This window comes from Neorhizobium sp. BETTINA12A, assembly GCF_023006485.1.
In the GTDB taxonomy this organism is placed as follows: domain Bacteria; phylum Pseudomonadota; class Alphaproteobacteria; order Rhizobiales; family Rhizobiaceae; genus Neorhizobium.
This window is the reverse complement of record NZ_JALBGW010000072.1, coordinates 1-24,059: the sequence shown is the minus strand read 5'-3', so window position 1 is coordinate 24,059 and position 24,059 is coordinate 1. Positions and strand designations below refer to the sequence as shown.

Sequence of the window (24,059 nt, the reverse complement as noted above, 5' to 3'; positions counted from 1 at the left end):
CTGACGCGCAGCGGCCCGGTGGATCCGGCGCTGGTGGAGCGGATCGCCAAGGCGCTCAGCCTGCCCACCAACCTGATCGAGGATTCCAACTGGTGCGAGAACGGCCCGGACTGGATCGGCGTCCGCCTGCCCTCGCGCGCCGATGTGCTGGCGGTCAAGCCGGACTATTCCGCTCTCGCCGGCAGCCGCGTCGGGCTCGTCGGGCGCTTCAATCCCGATCTTGACAGTAAGGACGCGCAATTCGAGGTGCGTGCCTTTACCCGCAACGGCTATGAAGATCCGGTCACCGGCAGTCTCAACGCCGGCCTTGCCCAATGGCTGATCGGATCCGGTGTCGCGCCGGAAAGCTACGTTGCGGCCCAGGGCACCGTGCTCGGTCGCGCCGGCCGGGTGTATGTCGACAAAGTCGGCGACGATATCTGGATCGGCGGAGACGTGGTCACATGTATTCAGGGTACGCTGGAACTCTGATCCTGTCGGAGATGCCATCGGCAGGGAAAGTCCCAGCCGATGGCTCACGATCGTGATTTGGACCGATCCCGGAATGGGTCGACTGACGGTTATGCCGCCGTTGCCCTGGCGAGGCCGAGCCGCGACAGCAGCAGCTTCAGTTCGGCTGGCGGCTTCTTTTCGATGCGGCGGTATTCCCGGCCGTCCCGCGTACGCTGGACGAGACCGAAATCGAAGAGATCGCGGCGCAGCATCGCGGCATCGCCGAAGAGGTGCAGCGTGTTCAAGAGTTCACTGATCTGCCGTTCGGTGAACTCCCGGTCCGCCGGTATCTTCGACCACAGGAACCACAGGCAGATTTCCTGCAGCCCGCGCTTGCCGGGCCAGCGCACCAGCCTGCCCTCCTCGTCGAAATGGCGCGCTGTCTTCAACACCCGCGCCTCGTCGGGCGCCGGCGTGTCCTCCAGCACCGGGCGCCACTCGGCGATGACGTCGGCTGTTTTGGCAACGGCGCGAAAATGCTGGTAGTTGCGGAAGCCCGCTGCGCGCGTCAGGAGATTGAGCATCTCCAGATGGCTCGGCTTGTGATCGAACCTGGCGATCCCGTCGCGGACGGATTTGGCGAAAGCCGACAGGTCGGCGATCTCCATGGGAAAGATGGATCTCGGCATGTCTTATCCTTAAACGTGCCATTCCCTAAAAATCAGGGTGTCGCTGGTCGCCGGCTTGTCGACTCTAGCACGGGATAAGTGCTGATCATCTTTGTCATGAGCAGGTTTAGCTTCCCTTTCGGGACGGCAACGCCTCGGTGAACTGCAGACCGTTGTGCCGTTATAGCAGAGGTCAAAACGTCGTCAACTCGCAGCCGGTGACTGCCGATCGTTCCGCCGTTGTTGAGGGAATGCTTACCCTTCGCGGGCACAGTATTTGCTGGTAGAATCGATCCGAAATCGGCGGGAGGACGCACACGGATGCTCGAAAAGGCAAAGACCGCAGTAAGCTACGGAGACGAGCCAGGCCTGCGCTTCGTCCTTGTCCTCGACGGCCACGGCGGCTGCAGGACGATGAACATGTCCGAGGCCTGCAGCTGGAAGCCGGGCGACGGTATCGTCTGGATGCATTTCGAGCGCGATCACCCGGCGACCGCGGAATGGATAAATACCAAAGGCGGCTTCGATCCGCTGGTGTCGGAGGCGCTTCTTGCGGAGGATTCCCGCCCGCGCGTCGAACCCGTGGGCGACGGACTGCTGATCATCCTACGGGGTGTCTGCGCCGCTCCGCCGGAAGAAGCAGAGAAAAACTCCGACGAGATCGATCTCGTGCCGCTGCATATCTGGGTAGACGAGCACCGGCTGGTGACATTGCGCGACAGCGGCCACTATATCACCGCGCTGCGCGATATCCGGCGGGCCCTCGATAACGGCAAGGGTCCCCGGCAGGCGGGAGAACTGCTGGCGCTCGTCAGCGACAAGCTCGTCCGCGATCTGGAGCCGGTGCTCGATGACATGGACGAAGAAGTCGACGAACTTGACGAGCTGATTTTCAAGGGTGAAGCAAGCGAAGTCCGGCTGAGGCTCAAGCTGCTGCGCCGCCGTGCAGTACAGCTACGCCGCTATCTCGCACCGCAACGAGACGCGCTCAACAGGATCGAGCACGACGATGCGCCGTGGCTCAAGGAACGCGACAAGCTCCGCTTTCGCGAGGTGATCGATAAGCTGATGCGGTTCATCGAGTATCTCGACGCGATCCGCGACCGCACCGGCATCCTTCATGACGACCTTTCGACGGTCATCGGCGAACGGATCGCCCGCAATTCCAACAGGCTTGCGGCCTTGGCTGCCCTTCTCCTGCCGCCGAGCGTCGTGGCGGGTCTCTTCGGCATGAATGTTGGTGGCATTCCCGGCGTTAACGACACCTGGGCTTTCCTGATCATCGTTGTGCTCGTCGTCGTTATTTCCGCGGGCACGCTGTGGATCCTCAAGCGCATCGACTGGCTTTGACCCCGCTTCGATGCGCCCCGGCCGATAGAGCTGCGGCTATTCGGCGGCTTCAGGCATTCCTTCCCGAGGTTCGATGCCGAGCATCTGCTTGAAGTCGTCATGGCTCGGGCAGGTCGACAGCCGACGCTCCATGGCATCGACCAGCCACCGGCCTGCAGGTCCCAGAGGGTTTGCGGCCTTGCGCATGGCATAGAGCGGATATTGGCTCTGCTCATAGGCTTCGAGATCGAGCGCGACGAGAGTTCCGTCCATGATGTCCCTTCCGGCGACCGAAGCCGGCAGGCCGCCCCAGCCAAGACCACCCTTGATCAGCTGGTGCTTGGTGGCGATGTCGCTAACGCGCCATGTCTTGTAGGACAGGACATTGAAATCGCGGCCATTCGTCAGGCCGGACGTATCCGTGACGACCAGCTGGACTTCCTCGCGCACGTCCGCGAGCGTCAGGGGCCGACCGAGTTTTGCAAGCGGATGTTCGGCAGCGGCGACCGGGATCATGAAGGAGTAGCCAATCTTCTCCATCACCACCGAATCCTCCTGCCGAAGGATCGATCCGCCGATACCGATATCGGCCTTCCCGGATAGGACCATCTCCATGACCATGCCCAGTTCGCCTATACTGAGATTGAGCGCCACGCTCGGAAACCTCTCCCGGAATTCACGCAGCTCCGTCACAACGGCATCCGACGGAACCATCACGCTCAACGCCACCGACAGTTCTGCCTCCAGCCCCTGCTTGATGCTCTTGGCCCGGGCGCGCATCACCTGAAGGTCGGCGACGATGCGCCGGGCGTCGGTCAGCAGCGCCTTGCCCGCTTCGGTCAGCTTCGGCTGGCGAGCGCCGCTGCGCTCGAAAAGCGCCATTTCCAGCTGGGCTTCAAGATTGCCGATCGTATAGCTGACCACCGATTGCGCCCGGTTCAGCGCGCGCGAGGCCGCAGAAAAGCTGCCCGTTTCGGCAACCGCCAGAAACACCTGCAACTGATCGAGGGTGGGATTGGCATCCATGGTCGTCATCCAGATTTTCGATAGATAGCTTCGATATTATCTCAGTTTTATCGATGGGCGTCCACGCCTATCTATTTTCTCGAACACAGCGGATCCACCCGCTCTCCAATCCTTCTGCAGGCCCAAGACCGCAGATAAGATCTCCAGATAAGGAAAAGAAGCATGTCCTCCATCCTCCTCGTCACTTCCAGCCCACGCGGCGACGACTCGCTCTCCAGCAAGGTCGCCCATGACCTCGCCAACGAACTGAGCGCTCGCGACAACGGTACGTCGGTCGTCCATCGCGATCTCGGCGCCAACCCGATCCCGCATCTCGACAGCGTCACCACGTCCGCCATCCGCAAGCCTGCGGCCGACCGCACCCCGGCAGAAGCTGCCGCCGCCGATTATTCGGACAAGCTGGTCGCCGAACTGATGGCTGCCGATACCGTGGTCATTGCCACCGGCCTCATCAACTTCAACATCTATTCGACACTGAAGAGCTGGATCGACAACATCGCCCGCGCCGGCCAGACGTTCCGCTACACGGCCGAAGGCCCGGAAGGCCTCGCCACCGGCAAGAAAATCTATATCGTGCTCGCCTCCGGCGGCGTCTATTCCGAAGGCCCGGCCACCGGCATGAACCATGCCGTCCCGTACCTCACGACCATCCTCGGCTTCCTCGGCATGACCGATGTGGAAGTCATTTATGTCGAAGGCGTCGCCTTCGGCCCTGAAGCTGCTGAAAAGGCGATCGCCAGCGCCCAGCAGCGCAATCGGCAGCTCGCTCTCGCCGCTTAAGCCGTCCCTGCGCCTGACGGGACGAGCCTGCCAAGACGGCCGTGGACATTGTCCCGGCCGTCATTTTTTGCGCGATAGAGCCGCTCGTCGGCGCGCCCGAGCAGCGTATCGAGCGCATGTCCGTCTTCCGGGACCGTCGCCACGCCGATCGAGACCGTCACGCATTGGCCGTCAGGACGTATGACCGATCGGCAGATCGCAATGCGCAGACGTTCTGCGATCGTCAGGGCGCCGTCGTGATCGGTATCGGGCAGGATCAGCACGAATTCCTCGCCGCCGAAACGGGAAAGATGGTCGCTCGGGCGTGAGCCCGCCTGCAGACAGAGCGCAATTTCCTTCAGCACCTCGTCACCCTTCAGATGGCCGAAGAGGTCGTTGACCTGTTTGAAATGATCCGCGTCGACGATGATCAGGCTGAGCCCTGTTCCGCGATCGAGGCAGCGGCGAATGAGTTTCGGAACATCCGCCTCCAGCCGGCCGCGATCGAAAAGGCCAGTCAGCCCGTCGACCCCGCTCTTGGCAAGCAACGCCTGATAACGCTCGCGAAACGTCAGGTCGTTGAAGATATCGGTGATCTCGCGCGTCGATCTGGCGAGCCGCGGAATCTGCTCGATCTTGAGATAGGCTGCAAAAAGCAGCGAATAGAGAACAACCGACAGCAGCTTGGCGTACCATCCGCCGAAGAAGACCGAAGGCGGCGCGCCGAAGAGGATGTTCAGCGCCGAGTAAAAACCGATCTGGTCGAAGGTCAGGATAGCTGCGCCGCTGATCGCGAAACGCAACACCACATTACTGCGCAGCACCCGCCCCAGCCGCTCGTAGAGCAGGATGATGCCGATCGCGTCGACATAGAGCAGCGCCGTGCCCCACACCATCAGCCAGCCCATCTCGCTCAAGAATGCCATGTCTGCGGCCCGGCCGCCCGGCAGAGCCACGACCTCATGTGCCTGAAGAATCTGGGCGATGCCGACGGTCAGGAGATTGCCGAGGAAAAGCCCGTAGATCGGCTGGCGGACGACTGCCGCATCCTCTTTCAGGTAAAGGAGCAGAATCATCATCAGCTTGCCGGCAAAAAAGACCGACGAGCCGGGAGACACGGTGCCGAATGGAAGTTCGATGTAGAAGACCGCCGCAAGATAGGTCTCCATGAAATGCATAACGCCGAGTGCCGCCAGAAATATGCCAAGGCCGAGTTGGCGGCGGTAATGCAGGAAGGCGGTCATGACGGCGAAGTAGATTACCGCTTCCAGGAGGAAGAGCGCGAGATTGAACACCTGCATTTCGATCCGCTTTGCTCCCTGCAGGTGCTATGCCGCTGTAACGGCTATCGTTTTACGTGTCCAACCCCCATGGGGATTATGGCCATTATGCGTGACTATGCAATAACGGCTGGTAGGTTTCCCCTTCGAACGTAGGGTAGTCCTGGATTTCCGGCAGCTTCTTCGGCACGTTGCGCAACTGGGTGGCGATTGCCGGATCGATTTCGCGCGTGATCTCGCCTAGTTTCCGGGGCTTGCCGAGAAGATAGCCCTGCAGCTCGTCGCAGCCTGCATGAGCGAGGAACAGCGCCTGTTCGGTTGTCTCGACACCTTCCGCGACGACCTTCATGCCGAGGCCGGTGCCGAGGTCTATAATGGTGCGTACGATGATCTGCGCGTTGTCGACCAGGTTCAGGTTGTTGACGAAACTGCGGTCGATCTTGATCGTGTCGAACGGGTAGCGGCTGAGATAGCTCAGCGATGAATAACCGGTGCCGAAATCGTCGAGCGCGATGTGGAAGCCCATGCGCTTTAAATCGTTGAGGATCTGCACGGCGCGCTTGTCGTCCTCGATCAGCACGCTTTCGGTGATCTCGAGCTCGATCCGGTGCGGATCGGCACCGGTGGTCTTCAGCAGATCAGCGAGATCGGTGACGAAATCCGCATGGCGGAACTGCAGCGGGCTGACGTTGACGCTGATATGGCCCTCGATACTGTCCAGGATCTTGCAGGCTTCGGCGAGCACCCAGGCGCCGAGCCGGATGATCTTGCCGGAGGCTTCGGCGACCGGAATGAAATCGCCCGGACTGATCATGCCGCGCCTCGGATGGAACCAGCGCAGCAGCGCCTCGTAACCGATGATGAGGCCGCTTTCCGCCTCGACACGAGGCTGCAGATAGAGTTCGAATTCGCCCCGCTGCAAGGCGATTTCCAGATCGACTTCCAGTTCCCGGCGTTTCTCGATCAATTCGTTCATGCCCCGCTTGAACATGCGGCAGGCATTCCGGCCGGCGTTCTTGGCATGATAGAGTGCCACGTCGGCGCAGCCGATCAGCGCGTCCACGTCTTTTGCATGTTCGGGGCAGAGCGCCCCCCCGATGCTAACGCTGATATTGACCTGTTCACCGTGGCCGATATCGATCGGATCGGCCATCGCGGCCAGCAGCCGATCGCCGATACTCTCAAGCTCGTCGGTATCAGATGTATGGGCGATGATGACCGCGAACTCGTCTCCACCGAGACGGGCGACGATGTTGTCCGGCCCGGCTTCGGCGGCAAGACGCGCGGCGGTTTCGCGGATCACCGCGTCGCCGGCCTGGTGGCCATGGATGTCGTTGACGTCCTTGAAGCGATCGAGATCGACCATCAGGACGCCGCAACCCCTGCCGTTTCCGGCCTCATCCACAAGTTCGGTCAGCCGTTCGGAAAACAGCACCCGGTTCGGCAGCCCGGTCAGCGGATCGTGGAGAGCGAGGTAGCGCATGCGGCTCTCCGCCAGCTTGCGCTCCCTGAGGTCGACGAGGCAGCCGATACGGGCTTTTTCGCCGCGATAGAGGATGTCGCGGCCCCGCGCCTCGACGGGGATTTCCTCGCCGCTTGCCAGCACCACGAGAATCTCATGGCTGTTGTCGTCGTTGAGTTTCATCATGTCGACGACGGGGATCGTCTCGCCATCATGCAGGAAGTCGAAGACGGAATGGCCGATGATTTCGAGAAGCGGCAGGCCGATCATCTTGCCAAGCTGCTCGTTGCCATCGACGATGATACCGTCCCGGTGGATCAGGATCGCCTCGAACGTGGCGTTCGCAAGCGCTGCGACGCGCTCGGATTCCTCGTTGTCGCGGCGGAGCTCGGTCAGTTCTCCGCGGCTGCGCTCCTCCTCCTCGACATTATCCATCAGCCGGTTGAAGAGGCCGGTCAGCTTTTCCGCCTCGTCGCCCTTGACCATGGGAAGGCGCTTGCGCAGGTCGGCATTGCCACCAAGAAGATCGGCCAGTGCATCCTCCACATGGCCGACGCCGAGGCGGGTCGCGTGTTCGGCAAGATTCAGCCCGACCTCTTCGTCCTTGGCCGAAACGCGGATGTGCATCAGCCGGTCGGCCGCCCAGAAGAAGGCGTAGCCGAGACCGAAGGACCAGTAGAAATTGACGCCGACGCCGACCAACTGCACGTGCAACTGCGCCAACCTGCCGCCAGCCGGAAGCTGATCGACCGGCGCGAGAAGCGCCAGGAGCAGCGTTCCGGCGACACCGGCAAAGGCATGCACGCCGATGGCGCCGACCGCGTCGTCGATCTTGAGCGTTCTCTCGACGAAGGCGTTGCCGAAGATCGCCACTGCGCCGCCGATGGCACCGACCATCAGCGCGTTTGCCGGATCGAGGATATGGCAGCCGGCGGTCACCGCCACCAACCCGCCGAGCATGCCGGAGTTCGACTTTTCGGGAAGGATGACGCCGTCCTGGTAGAATCCGATGACATAACCGACGCAGGTGCCCATGCCGCCGGCCAGCACCGTGTTCATGATGATCGGCGCCAACTGGTCGGAAACGCCGAGCGTCGACCCGCCGTTGAAGCCGATCCAACCTATGAAGAGAAGCAGTGCGCCCGTGGTCGACAGGACCGGGCTATGGCCGGCGATCCTGACCGGCGTTCCGTCGGCATTGAACTTGCCGATGCGCGGGCCGATGACCATGCAGGCCGCAAGCGCCACCCAGCCGCCGGTCGAATGGACGACCGTGGAGCCGGCGAAATCGACGAACCCCATCTGGGACAGGAAGGCGGATGCATTGGGAAACAGCGCTGTGCCCCACACCCAATGCACGAAGACCGGATAGATCAGACCCGACATGAACAGCGAGCCGAACACATAGGCCGCCAGCTTCATGCGCTCGGCGACGGCGCCTGAGACGATCGTCGCGGCGGTGCCGCAAAACATCACCTGAAAGACGAAAAACGCCGACTGCCAGCTGTCGAGATCCCGCAGGAAATAGAACTCGCTCTGCTTCCCGAACAGGAAACCATTCGAACGGCTGAAGGCGATCATGAAGCCGACCGCGGCGAACGCGACGACGCCGAAGACGAAATCGAGAAGGTTTTTCTGCGCCACGTTGATCGAGTTCTTCGAGCGCACCATGCCGGCTTCGAGAAGAAGGAAGCCGACCTGCATCATCATCACCAGTCCGGCGGCGACGAGCACCCACGTCATGTCCAGCCGGGAAGTGCGCGAAAGCAGATCATCCGCGAAGGCAAAGCTTGGAATAAGGCCGCCGGAAAGCCCGGAGCCTATAAAGAGCATGAAATATGACCAGCGAGATCGCATTAAAAGTCGACCGCAGAAAAGACATCGGAACAGATGCCTCAAGCTATCGCTAATGATTTAATTTTGAGTGTGACTCACAATTTTTGCGATCACAATGCGGAACGCATGTCACGCGGAGCGCGACTTTTCCCCATCGGAAAACAGCGCCGGACCATTCTGGTCGATGATCTGCTGAGCCTTGCGGACAGTATATTCAACCGCGTCGTCCATGGAAGTGAACACGTCGGCGCGGACGAAGGTGCGCACCAGCGTCTCACCGTTCACATCCTTCTCGATACGCCCTGCCAGCCGGAACTGCGAACCCTCGCGGATCGGCGCCGGATGGATGATGCAGCCGCTATGTTCGACCGGCTTTGCGGAAGCAGCAGGTGCTTCGGCAGCTTTGCTGCCGCCGGAAAACATCGAGAAAATATTAGACAGGAACGAAGCCATGGCGGCTGCCTAGCATATTCCCGCGCCGCCCGGAAGCAGGGCACCCAAGGAAAAGTCACAATCCAACGTCTTAGATCCACCCGCACGATTGAGGAGCCTGTCCGCATGAAATGGAAGATCGCCACAGCATTCCTCCTAGCGGTCATCGCCGCGCTTTGGATCGGCAATACCTCCCTGTTCTCCCGCTTTCCGAGCGACAAGCCGCTCAGGATCATTGCCCATCGCGGGCAGCACCAACTTTTCGACGCCTCCCATGTCGAGAACGATACCTGCACTGCAAGCCTGATGCTGCCGCCGACGCATGCTTTTCTGGAGAATACCGTTGCCGGCATGAAGGCCGCCTTCGATGCCGGCGCCGACGTGGTCGAACTCGACGTGCATCTGACGCCAGACAAGCAGTTCGCCGTCTTCCACGACTGGATTCTCGATTGCCGCACCGAGGGCAAGGGCGTTACCGAACAGACGCCGATGCCGGTTTTGAAGACACTCGACATCGGCTACGGCTACACCGCCGACGACGGCCGGACCTTTCCGTTTCGGGGCCAGGGCAAGGGCCTGATGCCGACTTTGACGGAAGTCTTCTCCGCCCTTCCGGATGGACGTTTCCTGATCAATTTCAAGAGCCGCCGCCGGGAAGAAGGTGAGGCTCTGGCAACGCTTCTCAAGACCGACCCCAGCGCGCGGGCAGCGGCGTTCGGCGTTTATGGCGGCAACGAACCGACCGAAACGGCGGTCGGGTTGGTGACAGCCCTTCCCGGTTACTCCAACCGCTCGGCCAAATCCTGCCTTTTCAACTACCTGGCTCTCGGCTGGAGCGGTCATGTGCCGGAAACCTGCCGAAATACCCTGGTGCCGGTCCCGGGCAATCTTGCCTTCCTGCTCTGGGGCTGGCCGGAGCGTTTCTACAACCGGATGCAGGCGGCCGGGTCGGACGTCGTGCTGATCGGCCCGTTCGAGGCTGGCGATGCCGGGTCCTCCGGCATAGACGACCCCAAGACCTGGGACATGGTGCCGCCAGGCTTTCCGGGTCTCGTCTGGACCAATGTGATCGAGAAGGTAAAGCCCGAAGTGAAGCGTCGCGGCTTCTGCGCCCTACCCTCCCGACCGCGGATCTGCGGTTAGGCCGCTAATCTGCGGCAGATAGACTTCCCGTCGTCACGAAGCCCGCCTATCATCTCCTTCGGTTCGGAGGGAGCGCCGGATGCGGAGGAGATTCTTGTCATGGCGGGCGATCATTTATGTTTGCGCGATCCTGATCGCCGCCTTCGGAGTGGTGTTGATGTCCGGCCCGCGCATGCCTGCTGACGGTTTTCCGGCTTTCGACAAAGCCCGCCTCGGCACCGATATCGATGCCTATCTTGCCGCCAGCGAAAGCCGCTACCCGGATATAAGGCCCGGTGCCGCCAAACGCGTCGTCTGGGCCGATCCGGCGACGAAAGCAAAGACGTCCTTCGTCGTCGTCTACCTGCACGGCTTCTCGGCCTCGGCCGAGGAGATACGCCCCCTGCCCGATCGCGTCGCGGCGGCGCTCGGTGCCAATCTCTATTTCACCCGCCTCGCCGGCCACGGCCGCAGCGGCGACGCCATGGGCGAAGCAAGCCTTAAAGACTGGCTGGCAGATTTTTCCGAAAGTCTCGCGATCGGTGAAGCGCTCGGCAATCGCGTCATCGTCATCGGCACTTCGACCGGCGCCTCGCTTGCGACGCTGGCGCTTGCCGATCCGAAGATCGCATCCCGCATCTCGGCGGCCGTGTTCGTATCGCCGAACTACGGCATCAACAGCTTTGCCGCTTTCCTGCTGACGACGCCGATCGCACCGCAGCTTTCAAAACTGCTGCTTGGCGAAAGCCGCGGCTTCACGCCCTATAACGACCGCCACGCCGCCCACTGGACGACCCGCTATCCGACAAAAGCGCTGCTCCCGATGGCAGCGCTCGTAAAACTCTCGGTCGAGAGCCCGGTCGAGCAGGTCAGGACACCGGCGCTGTTTCTCTATTCGTCGCTCGATCAGGTCATCCGCCCCGACAAGGTGCGCGAGGTCGCCGGCCGCTGGGGCGGGCCTCATGAGCTTGTCGATGTCGGCCAGACCGGCGATCCCGGCAATCACGTGATTGCCGGCGACATCGTTTCCCCGGCGACCACCGGACCGCTTGCTGACCGCGTCGTCGCCTGGCTGGAAGCGACGCTCAGATGACGAGGTTTGCCAGGATTTCGTTTTCGGTAATGTCCTGATAGCCCATGCCGGCGGCTTCGAAGCGTTCGAGCAGGCCGGCGAAATTTTCCGGCCTTGCCGTTTCGATGCCGATCAGGATCGAGCCGAAATTGCGCGCCGATTTCTTCAGATATTCGAACCGGGCGATATCGTCTTCCGGCCCCAGCAGGTTGAGGAAGTCGCGCAGCGCGCCAGGGCGCTGGGCGAGCCGCAGCACGAAATATTTCTTGACGCCGGAATAGCGCATGGCGCGTTCCTTGACGTCAGGCAGGCGCTCGAAATCGAAATTGCCGCCCGAGACGACGCAGACCACCGTCTTGCCGGCCAGCTTTTCGCGTCCGAGCATTTCGAGCGCGGTGATCGACAGGGCGCCGGCCGGTTCCAGCACGACACCTTCAACGTTGAGCATTTCGGTGATCGTCACGCAGATGGCGTTTTCCGGCACCAGCAGGACCTGATCCGCAGAAAAGCCCTTCAAAGCTTCGAAATTCAGGTCGCCGATCCGCGCCACCGCAGCACCGTCGACGAAATTGTCGAGCTTGGCGAGCGTGATCGGCTCGCCGGCTTCAAGGCTTTTCTTGAGGCTCGGCGCGCCCTCCGGCTCGGTGAAGAGAAAGTCTTCCCGCTTGACGATGTCCTTCAGATAACCCGTCGTTCCGGAGGAAAGCCCGCCGCCGCCGACCGGCAGGATGATCAGATCGGGTGTTACGCTGTCAGGCAGTTGTTCGAGCAGTTCGGCCGCAACCGTTGCCTGGCCCTCGATGATGTCGGCGTCATCGAAAGGCGGCACCATGACGCCGCCGGTCTCTTCCACATGGGCACGGGCTGCCGCATAGCACTGGTCGAAAATGTCGCCGATCAGCCGGATGGTGATGAAGGGGCCGCCGAACATGCGGGTCTTGTCGATCTTCTGCTGCGGCGTCGTCACCGGCATGAAGACCACGCCCGGCACTTCGAAATGGCGGCAGACGAAGGCGAACCCTTGCGCGTGATTGCCGGCCGAGGCGCAAACGAAAGTCTTGCCCTTGGCACCCGACGCGATCGCCTTGCGCAGGAAGTTGAAGGCGCCGCGGATCTTGTAGGAGCGGACAGGAGACAGGTCCTCGCGCTTCAGCCAGATTTCGGCACCATAACGGCGGCTGAGGTGCTCGTTCATCTGCAGCGGTGTCTCGGGAAAAATCTCCCGCATCGCAACTCTCGCGTCGTCCACGCCCGCTTTCGTCACGCCCGCCTTGGTCACGTCTGCCTTGGTCAACTCTGCCTCGGTCACATCGGCCATCCATTGAATTTCAAGAATGGTCCCGCTATGCCATAGGCTTACGGCTGAGACAAAGCTTCTTTCAGTTGCCGCGAAATTCGGGACAACCATTTTTGAACGCCAATCTTTTCCGGTCGGTCATCTACATGACGGCGCTCTGCGCACTCTACCTGTCGCTGGCAATGTTCCTGCCGGCTATGGTGGACCTCTATTACGGGCACCGCGACTGGCAGGTCTTCGCGATGTCCGGCTTCATGGTCGGCGGGCTTGCGGCGGCGGCGGCGCTTGCGACCCATGGCCCCCCGCCGGTCTTCAACAAGCGGCTGGGTTTCCTGCTGGTCAATGTGTTGTGGGCGATGTTTTCGGTGGTGGGCGCGATCCCGCTTTTTCTTGCCGAACACGAACTCTCGTTTGCACAGGCGCTGTTCGAATCGATCTCCGGCATCACCACTACCGGCTCGACGGTGATCGTCGGGCTGGATACCATGCCGCCCGGCATCCTGCTTTGGCGCTCGCTGCTCTCCTGGCTCGGCGGCATCGGCATCGTCGGCCTCGGCCTCTTCGTGCTGCCGTTTCTGAAGGTCGGCGGCGCCTCGATCTTCAAGCTCGAATCGTCGGAGACCAACGACAAGCCGTTCGCCCGGCTTGCGAGCTTCACCCGTGCCTTCCTGATCGTCTACGTGCTGCTGACGCTTGCCTGCACCGTCGCATACGATCTTGCCGGCATGGACCATTTCGATGCGCTGAACCATGCGATGTCGACGATCGCCACGGCCGGTTTCTCGACGCACGACATGTCGTTTGCCTATTTCGACAACAACGCGCTGCTGGTCTTCGGCACCGTCTTCCTGGCGATCTGCAGCCTGCCGTTTTCGGTGCTGATCCTGCTTGCCGTACGCGGGCGGCTGGATACGCTGCGCGATCCGCAAATCCTGGTTTTCCTTGGTTATCTCTGCGTCATATCGATCGCCGTTGCGGTCTACCATCACCTGAGGAATGGCATCGAACTCGATGACGCGCTGATCCATTCGTTCTTCAACATCACCTCGATCCTGTCGACAGGCGGCTTTGCGAGCGACGACTACACGCTCTGGGGACCATTCGCGGTGCTCGTCGCCTTCTTCGCCACCTTCATGGGCGGCTGCTCCGGTTCGACTGCCGGCGGCATCAAGGCCTACCGTTTCGTGGTGATGGTCAACGTCATCCGCGCCGGGCTCAACAAGCTCATCTATCCGAACGCGATCTATCCGGTGCGTTACGGCAGCCTGACGGTGGATGCGGAGACCCAGCGTGCAGTCTTCCTGTTCGTCAGCCTCTACATTTTCCTCTGGGTGGTCGGCAGCATCGGCATGACGCTGTTCGGCTACGATATCCTGACCGCCACGTCCTCGGTCATCACCGCGCTGTCGAATGTCGGTCCCGGCATCGGCCCGATCGTCGGCCCCGTCGGCAACTTTTCCACGATCAGCGATCCAGCGCTCTATCTACTGTCGCTGATGATGCTGCTCGGGCGTCTCGAAATCCTGACCGTGCTGGTCCTGCTGACGCCGGTCTTCTGGCGGCACTAGCCCGGCACGCGCAGGAATTCGACCGGCCCGCCCGGCTCGTCGTCGTCGAAGACGGCGCAGGTCAGCTCACCGCCGAACACGCAGCCGCTGTCGATATTGGTGCGGTTGCCGATCGTCTGCGGATTGTCGGGAAGCGGCGTGTGGCCGTGGCAGAGATGCCGGCCCCAGAATTCGCCGTCGTCGTCGCTCGCAAATCGCTTCCAGATCAGGTCACGCTCCCGCTGCCCCTCGAGCGGCAACGTCTCGTCGACGCCCGCATGCACGAAGATGCGATGCTCGTCGACGTGGATCAGCGGACGATGCGCGCACCATGACAGCACCTCGGGCGGCACGTAACCGTCGAAGGAAACCATCGTCTCGCGGCCGCCATTGTCAATCCAGAGGATCTCGTCGTGCCCGCCGTTCTGGTGGGCGCGGACCATCATGTCTTCATGATTGCCCTTGAGCGCCGTCCACCGCCATCCCTCCTTGCGCGGCCCGGCCATGACGAGGTCGAGCACGCCGCGGCTCTTCGGCCCGCGATCGATATAGTCGCCGATGAACACCACGTGCCCGCAAGGCGCATGGTCCTCCACCTGCGCAAGCAATTCCTTCAACTGCGCAAGACAGCCATGAATATCGCCGATCGCAAAGGTAAAGCCCAAAGCACACCTCCATCGAAGTGGATATCAAACGGTCTTCACGGAAAACGGTTGCAGGCAAGGTCAGGTTTGGTGCGGACGGCGGGGGGAACCGGGCACACAGGCTTTAGCTGTTGATTTTAATCGTCTTTTTCTTCGACCCAAATCGATCTTTGTAGTGTCTTTTGTAGCAGGCTGCCCGGGATTGAACAACGCCATCCACGGGGATTTCCAGCCCTTGCTTAAGGTCCACCTTGACTGCCTGAAAAGCGGCGATTCAAGCCTCAAACGACCGGCTGAACAGACTGAGACGCGGCGTTATAGTGGAAGGCTTGTTGTATGACATGGATGAGAACGAAATCCTGCAGAAGCTCGCGGACAGCGGACTTATAGATCCTGCCCTATTGGCACTGGCACCGCGTAGACAGGCAGATTATGTTGCTCGCTATGCAGGCAGCCAAGAAGCATCACTACCTCCCGGTCTTCTACTTGAAGCAGTGGGCACTTCAGCCCGGAGAGAAACTCGTTGAGTTCAGCCGGCCTTTCGGGCCGAAGGTGAAGGCGCGTCGTGTCCATCCAAGTGGCACGGGCTACGTCAACCGGCTGTACGCTTCTGAGTTGACTGAAGCTGGTGCATGGGAAATGGAGAGGGACTTCTTCTCTCCTGTTGATAGCCGAGCTGCTGATGCGATGCGCCGGCTGATCTCTGGGGCAGCTCTCTCCGACGCTGATCGGCAAGCATGGGCAACGTTTGTGGTATCGCTGATGTGCAGGATGCCCGAAGATGTGCCTGTGGTCAAAGAGATGCGGAAGCAAGTAATCCTGATGTTCGCGCCTGCTTTTCGCAGGCTCTTCGACGCGTCCAGACCCGCCGAGGAAACGCGAACGTTTGAGCAACTGACTTCAGAAGTGATGGAAACGGTTCCCGACAAAGCACTGGTCACGCTCAAGAAGATAATCACGAATGAGAAACTGATCGACATGCTGTGTGACATGCAGTGGACCGTTATGTCTTTGTCCGCTGACCACGAGCTACTGACCTCTGATCGCCCGGTCACCTACACCAAAGGCCTGAATGGCGATCACAGCCACATCGTTCTGCCGGTAGGACCACGTCATCTGTTCATCGCGGCCCGCAACCCAACGATGCTTAAGCGTTACGCCGCCCTGCCGAAGCTCGAAAGCATGGCCAATCAGAAAGCCGTAGAGCAGGCTAGCAAGCTGGTCTATGGCTCTTCTGAGCGGCAACTGCGGTTCGTGCAGAACCGAATGAGCAGAGACAAGGAACCGCAACTTATGCAGCGGCTCCTTGCGCTACAAGCTGCACAGGCCCCCTCATTTCTGGAGGTCATGAACAGCATTCCGCTGGATATCATACCAGAGGATCGCCTTGACGCTTAAGCGGTCTTGTCACGGAACGTAGCAACGAGCTTCCTCAGGAAAGCGTCACCCTTGCCTGATAGGCTTCACGGACATCAGCGGGAATCGCTTTTCTGGCGAACCAATCCCCGTTTGTGGCTTTGCTCAACGTCGTCATCTGAACCATGCTTTGTAGCGCCCTTTGTAGCGATGGGCGTCTGAGAAGCTCTCAGATCAATCAACAATCTGAAACTACAAGGGTTTTCTTTGTAGTGGTGCGGACGGCGGGGATCGAACCCGCATGACCAAAGGCCGAGAGATTTTAAGTCTCTTGCGTCTACCAGTTTCGCCACGTCCGCATGGGCGTCCTGTTTCTTGAACTTGCGCGACGCCGTCAAGCACCGAAATTGCGGAAGCGGTTCGCCGGTTACGAAAAAAGCGAGACGGTCGGATGGAAGGAATGCAAAAAAGGGCGCGGCGATCTCTCGCCGCGCCCTTCAGAAATTATCGCAATTCACTCAACCAGCGAGCTTGGCTGCCAGCTTGGCGACGTGGGCGCCCTGGAACTTGGCGCCTTCGAGTTCGATTTCCGAAGGCTGGCGCGAGCCGTCGCCGTTGGTGATCGTGCTGGCGCCATAGGGCGAGCCGCCCTTGACTTCTTCCGTGCCCATCTGGCCGGCAAAGGCATAGGGCAGGCCGGCAACGGCCATTCCCTGGTGCAGGAACGTGGGGATGAAGCCGAGGATGGTGGATTCCTGGCCGCCGTGCTGGGTGGCCGACGAGGTGAACATCGAGCCGAGCTTGCCGACCAGCTTGCCCTGTGCCCAGAGGCCGCCGGTCTGATCCCAGAAATTGCGCATCTGCGAGGCGACCGTGCCGAAGCGGGTGCCGGCGCCGACGATGATGGCGTCGTATTCGGTCAATTCCTCGACGGTCGCGACCGGAGCCTGCTGGTCCATCTTATAGTAGGAGGCCTTGGCGACCTCGTCCGGGACCAGTTCCGGAACGCGCTTGACCGTCACGTCGGCGCCTGCCGACTTTGCGCCTTCCGCGACGGCATAGGCCATCTTTTCGATGTGGCCGTAAGCGGAATAATAAAGCACGAGAACCTTTGCCATGATCTTCTCCATTCGATGTCTGGTGTGTGAACAAGGCCGTCTGCGGCCAGAACCAGACCCATATGTAACGGCTTCACGGATCGGCGACAGCCCTTGCGAGGTCTACGCACTGTTCAGCTTTTGGAGACGATATTTCGCTTGCGGATCATAAATTCGTAACGGACCTCCTTTCTGCGCTGATCACGACAAAATCGCTTCTGCCTTGAAAAATTTGAGCTTAGGAGTGTGACATTTACGGAGGAATTTCCATGTCCGAAGCGCCCCAGCCGTCCTTGATCGTCACCGCCGCCATGCTCGCCATCGGCGACGAACTTTTGTCCGGCCGGACGAAGGACAAGAATATCGGCCATCTCGCCGATCTGCTGACGCTTTCCGGCATCGACCTCAAGGAAGTGCGGATCGTCGCCGACGAGGAGGATGCGATCGTCGAGGCGCTGAATGCGCTGCGCGGCCGTTACGACTACGTCTTCACCTCGGGCGGCATCGGCCCGACCCATGACGACATCACCGCCGACGCGATTTCCAAGGCCTTTGGCGTGCCCTGCATCCACGATCCCGAAGCGATGAGGCTGCTTGCCGACATGTACAAGCGCCGGGAGATGGAATTCACCGAAGCCCGCCAGCGCATGGCCCGCATGCCTGAAGGCTCCAGGCATATCGCAAACCCGGTCTCGACCGCGCCGGGCTTCATCATCGGCAATGTCTACGTGATGGCCGGCGTGCCGCAGGTCTTCCAGGCGATGGTCGACAACGTGTTGCCGATGCTGCGCTCGGGCGCAAAGATGCTGTCGCGGGCGCTCCCCTGCCCCTATGGCGAAGGCGATATCGGCACGCTGCTGTCGGCCGTACAGAAAGCGCATCCGGAGACCAGCATCGGCTCCTATCCGAAATATGACGGGCAGCGGTTCTCGACCGAGATCGTGGTGCGCGCCCGCGACCCGCAGGTTCTCGATGCGGCTGCGCAAGCCGTGGCAGAGATGATCGCCGGCATCGACCGCGCCAAGATCGCCACCAATCCGACAGCCGACGCCTGACCCGCGGCACTCTGTTTCCTCATTGCCGGGGTGCCCTCCTTGACCGGGATCAAAGTGCGACACACGTATTTATGAGACACTGGTTTCCAATTCCGTGGAACCAGTTGATGAGGAGACACAGCCATGGCCTACAGGACCATTCTAGCCGTTCTCGACACCCCTCAAAACGCTAGGCAGATCACCGATTTCGCGATAGCGCTCGCCGAGCGGTTTTCCGCCCACCTGATCGGCGTGCATGCCGAAACGCTCGCCGCCGTGCCGCTGATTGCGCCGATGGAAATTCCAGATCCCGCCGCCGTGCAGATCCTTCAGGACGCCGCGCAGAAGGAAACCGCCGAGGTCGAGCGGATCTTCAAGGACCAGGCGTCTCGCGATGGTCTTTCCATCGAATGGCGCAGCTTCACGTCGTCGGCCGGTTACGGCTCCCATTCGGTGATGGATACCGCCCATGCGGTCGACCTGATCGTCGCGAGCCAGAGCGACCCGGCCCATGCCGATCATCGCGCCGATATCGAAACATTCCTCTTCGACAGCGGCCGGCCGATGCTGCTCATCCCCTACACGATGAAGGTGCCGCAGCCGATCAAACGGGTGCTGGTCGCCTGGAACGGTTCGCGAGAGGCGGCGCGGGCGACCTTCGATTCGATGCCGTTCCTCAAAGCTGCCGAAAGCGTCGAGGTGTTCTGCGTCGATCCGAGCGACCGTGGCGGCCAGACGCCGGAAATGGCGGGCGCCGAGATCGCTGCAACCCTTGCCCGGCACGGCGTCAACGTAACACTGTCGACGCAGGGAAAGAGCGGTATCTCCGCGGCAGCGGCGATCGAGAACCATCTCTCGGAAGGCAGTGTCGATCTTCTGGTGATGGGCGGCTACGGCCATTCGCGCTGGTGGGAAATGCTGTTTGGCGGCGTTACCCGCAGTCTGCTCGATTCGATGACGGCGCTGACTTTGCTTTCCCGCTGACAAATCCTTGCGTCGACCGGGGAATTGCCGCTATTAGCGAGAGCCAACAATATGCTTTCGCAAATGGTGGCCAGCCCTATGTCTCTTCCCGAAAAAGCCTTCCCCGTTTCCTGGGACCAGTTCCACCGTGATGCCCGGGCACTTGCCTGGCGGCTCGCCGGCCTTGGCCGGGAATTCCGTGCCATCGTCTGCATCACCCGCGGCGGCCTTGTGCCGGCGGCGATCATTTCGCGCGAACTCAATATCCGCCTGATCGAGACGGTCTGCATCGCCTCCTACCACGACTACGTCAACCAGGGCGAAATGAACCTCCTGAAGGGAATCACGCCCGAACTGACGGTCGACGAAGGCGCCGGCGTCCTGGTCATCGACGACCTGACCGATACCGGCAAGACGGCGTCGGAAGTGCGCGCCATGCTGCCGAAGGCCCATTTCGCCTGCGTCTATGCAAAACCCTCCGGTGTGCCGACCATCGACACTTTCGTCACCGAAGTCAGCCAGGACACCTGGATCTATTTCCCTTGGGACATGGGCTTCACCTATCAGGAGCCAATCGCCAAGGGCGCCAAGGGCTGATTCTTTCCGGCCCCTTTCAAAAATCTCGGTCCTTGTCACGAGCCCGCCCGGTTAAAAAACCGCGCGGGCTTGTCTATTACTAGTGGCCGCAGATTCTTGATGTGTCTCAATATGGTACGGCTCAGCCTTCAAAACCCTGCTGAACCGGGCTTCTGGCACCGGCCGCCGCTCACGAAATATTTCTCGGCTTCGTAACACAAGTTTCAGGCCATCCCCGCAACTGCCTGAGAATCCTCGGCTATTTCTTCATCCCCGTTATCCACAGCCAAGAACCACAATATCTTGTGGTTATAAAAGCGTTGCAATCTACGCCTTGACGAATCTCTCGGCTCGTTCGACAGTGTTCCTTACGTTGCGGCGGCGACTGGACCGGAATTACGAGGCCGGTTCTTCTTCGAGTTTGACGGGAAAAGATCACGCAGTCCGGCTATGAGGGGCGGGCTGCTATCAGGGTCTCCGTGCGTGCTCGATTTTCCGCTCCGAAACAACGGCTGGGACTGGCGGAAAGATTCTGTTAATACTATATGTAGTAGTGTTGCAGCCGTTATCACCACAACATACAGGTTGGCATCGAAAGATGATTCACCTGGGATCGGGAACATTCAACCGGCTGCGCGCGTCGAACGTGTGGGCTGGAGCGGCACATCTGCGCCTTATCATCAGGCGCCAACGGACGAGGATTTAAGGCAATGCGCATCGAACGTCGTTTCACCAAGCCGGAGACAGGTGCTTACGGGGAAATCGAATTCCGCAAGGGGATCAGCGAGATCCGCAATCCGGACGGCTCGATCGTCTTCCGGCTTGCCGATATCGACGTGCCGGCGCAGTTCTCCCAGGTTGCGACGGACGTTCTGGCGCAGAAGTATTTCCGCAAGGCCGGCGTTCCTAAGATCCTGAAAAAGGTCGAAGAGAATGACGTCCCCTCCTTCCTGTGGCGCTCTGTAGCTGACACGGAAGCGATGAAGGCACTGCCTAAGGAAGAGCAGTACGGTTCCGAAACCGACGCGCGCCAGGTCTTTTCGCGCCTTGCCGGCACCTGGACCTACTGGGGCTGGAAGGGCGGTTATTTCACCTCCGAAGAAGACGCGGCCGCCTTCATGGACGAGCTTGCCTACATGCTCGCAACCCAGCGCGTCGCCCCGAATTCCCCGCAATGGTTCAACACCGGCCTGCATTGGGCCTATGGCATCGACGGCCCCGGCCAGGGCCATTTCTATGTCGATCCCTTCACGGCTAAGCTCACCAAGTCGAAGTCGGCCTATGAGCATCCGCAGCCGCATGCCTGCTTCATCCAGTCGGTCGAGGACGATCTCGTCAACGAGGGCGGCATCATGGACCTTTGGGTCCGCGAAGCCCGCCTGTTCAAATACGGCTCCGGCACCGGCTCCAACTTCTCGATGTTGCGCGGCGCAGGCGAAAAGCTGTCCGGCGGCGGCCGTTCGTCGGGCCTGATGAGCTTCCTCAAGATCGGCGACCGCGCTGCGGGCGCCATCAAGTCGGGCGGCACCACCCGCCGTGCAGCCAAGATGGTTGTCGTCGACATCGACCATCCGGATATCGAGGAATATATCAACTGGAAGGTCAAGGAAGAGCAGAAGGTGGCAGCCCTCGTCACCGGCTCAAAGATCGTCTCCCGCCACCTGAAGGCGATTATGAAGGCCTGCCTGAACTGCGAAGGCGGATCTGGCGACGATTGCTACGACCCGCTCAAGAACCCGGCCCTGAAGCGCGAGATCAAGGCTGCCAAGAAGGATCAGGTTCCGGAAAACTATATCGGCCGCGTCATCCAGTTCGCCCGCCAGGGCTACAAGGACCTGGAATTCAAGACCTATGACACGGACTGGGATTCGGAAGCCTATCTCACCGTCTCCGGCCAGAACTCCAACAACTCCGTCTCGCTCAAAGACGACTTTTTGCGCGCTGTCGAGCAGGATGGCGACTGGAACCTGACCGCCCGCAAGGACGGCCGGGTGATGAAGACGCTGAAGGCCAAGGATCTCTGGGAACAGATCTCCTACGCTGCCTGGGCGTCCGCCGATCCGGGCATCCATTTCAATACGACGATGAACGACTGGCACACCTCGCCGGCCGGCGGCCCGATCCGCGGCTCGAACCCGTGCTCGGAATACATGTTCCTCGACGACACGGCCTGCAACCTCGCTTCCATGAACCTGCTGCAGTTCAAGGACAAGGCGACTGCCCGCATCAACATCGCCGACTACGAACATGCGACGCGGCTATGGACCGTCGTGCTCGAAATCTCGGTGATGATGGCGCAGTTCCCGTCGCGCCAGATCGCCGAGCTTTCCTACCAGTACCGCACGCTCGGCCTCGGCTACGCCAATATCGGTGGCCTGCTGATGTCGACCGGCATCGCCTACGACTCTCCGGAAGGCCGCGCCATCGCCGGTTCGCTGACCGCGATCATGACCGGCATTTCCTACGCCACCTCGGCTGAAATCGCCTCCGAGCTCGGTCCCTTCCCGAACTTCGCTCCGAACCGCGACAGCATGCTGCGGGTCATCCGCAACCATCGCCGCGCCGCCCACGGCGAAACCTCCGGCTATGAGCAGCTGTCGGTCAACCCGGTGGCGCTGATCCATTCGGAAAACCCGGACCAGGATCTGGTCGCCCATGCCAAGGCTGCCTGGGACAAGGCGCTTGTCCTCGGCGAACAGCACGGCTACCGCAACGCGCAGGTCTCGGTTATCGCCCCGACCGGCACGATCGGCCTCGTGATGGATTGCGACACGACCGGCATCGAGCCCGATTTCGCGCTCGTCAAGTTCAAGAAGCTCGCCGGCGGCGGCTACTGGAAGATCATCAACCGCGCCGTTCCGGAAGCCCTGCGCACGCTCGGTTATTCGGAAAGCCAGATCGCCGAGATCGAGGCCTATGCCGTCGGCCACGGCAACCTCAACCAGGCCCCCGGCATCAACTCCGGCTCGCTGAAGGCCAAGGGCTTCACCGACGAGAAGATCGAAGCCATCAACGGCGCCACCAAGGCCGCCTTCGACATCAAGTTCGTCTTCAACCAGTGGACGCTTGGCGCAGACTTCCTGAAGGGCACGCTTGGAGTCACCGACGAGCAGCTCGCCGACGTGAGCTTCAACCTGCTCGAACATATCGGCTTCTCCAAGAAGGACATCGAAGCCGCCAACATCCATGTCTGCGGCGCGATGACGCTCGAAGGCGCTCCCTTCCTGAAGGCCGAACATCTGGCCGTCTTCGATTGCGCCAATCCCTGCGGCAAGATCGGCAAGCGTTATCTCTCGGTCGAAAGCCATATCCGCATGATGGCGGCTGCCCAGCCGTTCATCTCGGGTGCGATCTCCAAGACGATCAACATGCCGAACGATGCGACCGTCGAGGACTGCGGCTCCGCCTACATGCTGTCCTGGAAGCTCGGCGTAAAGGCGAACGCGCTTTATCGCGACGGCTCGAAGCTCTCCCAGCCGCTCAACTCGTCGCTGATTGCCGATGACGATGCGGAAGACGCCGTCGAGGAACTGCTGGCTCAGCCGGCGGCAGCCCAGGCGGTGACGATCACCGAAAAGATCGTCGAGCGGATCATCGAAAAGGTCGTCCGCAGCCAGGAAAAGCTGCCCGGCCGCCGCAAGGGTTATACCCAGAAGGCGAAGATCGGCGGCCATACGATCTTCCTGCGCACCGGCGAATACGACGACGGCCGTCTCGGCGAAATCTTCCTCGACATGAACAAGGAAGGCTCGGCCCTGCGCGCCTTCATCAACAACTTCGCGATCTCCGTCTCGCTCGGCCTGCAGTATGGCGTGCCGCTCGAGGAATATGTCGATGCCTTCACGTTCACCAAGTTCGAGCCGGCCGGCATCGTCACGGGCAATGACGCGATCAAGAACGCCACGTCCATCCTCGACTACGTGTTCCGGGAACTGGCGATCTCCTATCTCGGCCGCCATGACCTCGCACATGTCGACACGTCGGACTTCTCCAACACCGCGCTCGGCCGCGGCGTTTCGGAAGGCAAGGCGGATGTGGTCTCCAAGGGCCTGACCCGCGGCTACAAACCGACCCTCGTCTCCGGCACCGGCGGCGACCGCCCGGCCGACATCAAGGGTGCGGCCACC

Annotated in this window: 19 protein-coding genes and 1 tRNA gene; 11 read left to right on the top strand and 9 right to left on the bottom strand. The window is 60.9% G+C overall.

Annotated features, from left to right (window positions below; genetic code table 11):
• The coding region (locus tag MOV61_RS17630; protein ID WP_247137511.1) for a PhzF family phenazine biosynthesis protein at nt 1–471 on the top strand (471 nt) is incomplete at its 5' end.
• Between the two features lie 89 nt (nt 472–560).
• Here the strand turns inward: MOV61_RS17630 and MOV61_RS17625 are convergent.
• Entirely contained in the window at nt 561–1,121 is a 561-nt protein-coding gene (locus MOV61_RS17625; protein WP_038542284.1) for a DUF2087 domain-containing protein, read from the bottom strand.
• Nucleotides 1,122–1,421: 300 nt separating this feature from the next.
• Between MOV61_RS17625 and MOV61_RS17620 the strand changes: the two genes are divergently transcribed.
• Nucleotides 1,422–2,450: a CorA family divalent cation transporter gene (locus tag MOV61_RS17620; RefSeq protein ID WP_247137510.1), complete on the top strand. Its 1,029-nt coding sequence runs from the start codon at nt 1,422–1,424 to the stop codon at nt 2,448–2,450.
• A gap of 36 nt (nt 2,451–2,486) precedes the next feature.
• Here MOV61_RS17620 and MOV61_RS17615 read toward each other — a convergent pair whose 3' ends face one another.
• The gene (locus MOV61_RS17615; protein ID WP_247137513.1) at nt 2,487–3,455 is read right to left on the bottom strand and encodes a LysR family transcriptional regulator; all 969 of its coding nucleotides are present in this window, start codon (nt 3,453–3,455) and stop codon (nt 2,487–2,489) included.
• Between the two features lie 162 nt (nt 3,456–3,617).
• Here MOV61_RS17615 and MOV61_RS17610 point away from each other — a divergent pair, with 162 nt between their 5' ends.
• Nucleotides 3,618–4,235 carry an FMN-dependent NADH-azoreductase gene (locus tag MOV61_RS17610; protein ID WP_247137509.1) on the top strand — a complete coding sequence of 206 codons (618 nt, stop codon included), beginning with the start codon at nt 3,618–3,620 and terminating at the stop codon, nt 4,233–4,235.
• Here MOV61_RS17610 and MOV61_RS17605 read toward each other — a convergent pair.
• The 3 genes from MOV61_RS17605 to MOV61_RS17595 all read right to left on the bottom strand — a co-directional run bounded on the left by MOV61_RS17605 (nt 4,232) and on the right by MOV61_RS17595 (nt 9,245).
• Nucleotides 4,232–5,515, bottom strand: coding sequence for a diguanylate cyclase (locus tag MOV61_RS17605; protein WP_247137508.1), 1,284 nt, complete (start codon nt 5,513–5,515; stop codon nt 4,232–4,234). The two genes, MOV61_RS17610 and MOV61_RS17605, sit on opposite strands and share 4 nt — an antisense overlap.
• Nucleotides 5,516–5,600: 85 nt before the next feature.
• Nucleotides 5,601–8,789, bottom strand: a complete 3,189-nt coding sequence (gene amt / locus MOV61_RS17600) for an ammonium transporter (RefSeq protein WP_247137507.1) — start codon at nt 8,787–8,789, stop codon at nt 5,601–5,603.
• Nucleotides 8,790–8,921: 132 nt separating this feature from the next.
• On the bottom strand, nt 8,922–9,245 hold the full coding sequence (locus MOV61_RS17595) for an HlyU family transcriptional regulator (protein WP_247137506.1): 324 nt from the start codon (nt 9,243–9,245) through the stop codon (nt 8,922–8,924).
• A gap of 105 nt (nt 9,246–9,350) precedes the next feature.
• Here MOV61_RS17595 and MOV61_RS17590 point away from each other — a divergent pair, with 105 nt between their 5' ends.
• Entirely contained in the window at nt 9,351–10,367 is a 1,017-nt protein-coding gene (locus MOV61_RS17590; RefSeq protein ID WP_247137505.1) for a glycerophosphodiester phosphodiesterase family protein, read from the top strand.
• Nucleotides 10,368–10,446: 79 nt separating this feature from the next.
• Nucleotides 10,447–11,439: a carboxylesterase gene (locus tag MOV61_RS17585; RefSeq protein ID WP_247137504.1), complete on the top strand. Its 993-nt coding sequence runs from the start codon at nt 10,447–10,449 to the stop codon at nt 11,437–11,439.
• On the opposite strand, the gene ilvA is transcribed toward MOV61_RS17585, so the two are convergent.
• Nucleotides 11,432–12,646 carry a threonine ammonia-lyase gene (gene ilvA / locus MOV61_RS17580; RefSeq protein ID WP_244447513.1) on the bottom strand — a complete coding sequence of 405 codons (1,215 nt, stop codon included), beginning with the start codon at nt 12,644–12,646 and terminating at the stop codon, nt 11,432–11,434. The two genes, MOV61_RS17585 and ilvA, sit on opposite strands and share 8 nt — an antisense overlap.
• 182 nt (nt 12,647–12,828) lie before the next feature.
• Between ilvA and MOV61_RS17575 the strand changes: the two genes are divergently transcribed.
• Nucleotides 12,829–14,283: a TrkH family potassium uptake protein gene (locus MOV61_RS17575; protein ID WP_247137503.1), complete on the top strand. Its 1,455-nt coding sequence runs from the start codon at nt 12,829–12,831 to the stop codon at nt 14,281–14,283.
• Here MOV61_RS17575 and MOV61_RS17570 read toward each other — a convergent pair.
• Entirely contained in the window at nt 14,280–14,927 is a 648-nt protein-coding gene (locus MOV61_RS17570; protein ID WP_247137502.1) for a metallophosphoesterase family protein, read from the bottom strand. The two genes, MOV61_RS17575 and MOV61_RS17570, sit on opposite strands and share 4 nt — an antisense overlap.
• 423 nt (nt 14,928–15,350) lie before the next feature.
• Between MOV61_RS17570 and MOV61_RS17565 the strand changes: the two genes are divergently transcribed.
• Nucleotides 15,351–16,304, top strand: a complete 954-nt coding sequence (locus tag MOV61_RS17565; protein ID WP_247137501.1) for a DUF4238 domain-containing protein — start codon at nt 15,351–15,353, stop codon at nt 16,302–16,304.
• A 231-nt stretch (nt 16,305–16,535) separates the two neighbouring features.
• Here MOV61_RS17565 and MOV61_RS17560 read toward each other — a convergent pair.
• Nucleotides 16,536–16,621, bottom strand: a tRNA-Leu gene (locus MOV61_RS17560).
• A 159-nt stretch (nt 16,622–16,780) separates the two neighbouring features.
• Nucleotides 16,781–17,380, bottom strand: a complete 600-nt coding sequence (wrbA, locus tag MOV61_RS17555; protein WP_046624463.1) for an NAD(P)H:quinone oxidoreductase type IV — start codon at nt 17,378–17,380, stop codon at nt 16,781–16,783.
• A gap of 248 nt (nt 17,381–17,628) precedes the next feature.
• On the opposite strand from wrbA, the gene MOV61_RS17550 reads away from it, so the two are divergent.
• From MOV61_RS17550 to MOV61_RS17535, 4 genes are all read left to right on the top strand, one after another.
• Nucleotides 17,629–18,414, top strand: a complete 786-nt coding sequence (locus MOV61_RS17550) for a competence/damage-inducible protein A (protein ID WP_247037923.1) — start codon at nt 17,629–17,631, stop codon at nt 18,412–18,414.
• 123 nt (nt 18,415–18,537) lie between these two features.
• A complete protein-coding gene (locus MOV61_RS17545; RefSeq protein ID WP_247137500.1) occupies nt 18,538–19,377 on the top strand; it encodes a universal stress protein in 840 nt (279 codons plus the stop codon).
• 78 nt (nt 19,378–19,455) lie between these two features.
• Nucleotides 19,456–19,953, top strand: coding sequence for a xanthine phosphoribosyltransferase (gene gpt / locus MOV61_RS17540; RefSeq protein ID WP_038593180.1), 498 nt, complete (start codon nt 19,456–19,458; stop codon nt 19,951–19,953).
• A gap of 689 nt (nt 19,954–20,642) precedes the next feature.
• Nucleotides 20,643–24,059: vitamin B12-dependent ribonucleotide reductase (locus tag MOV61_RS17535; protein WP_247137499.1), on the top strand; the 3,417-nt coding region annotated here is incomplete at its 3' end.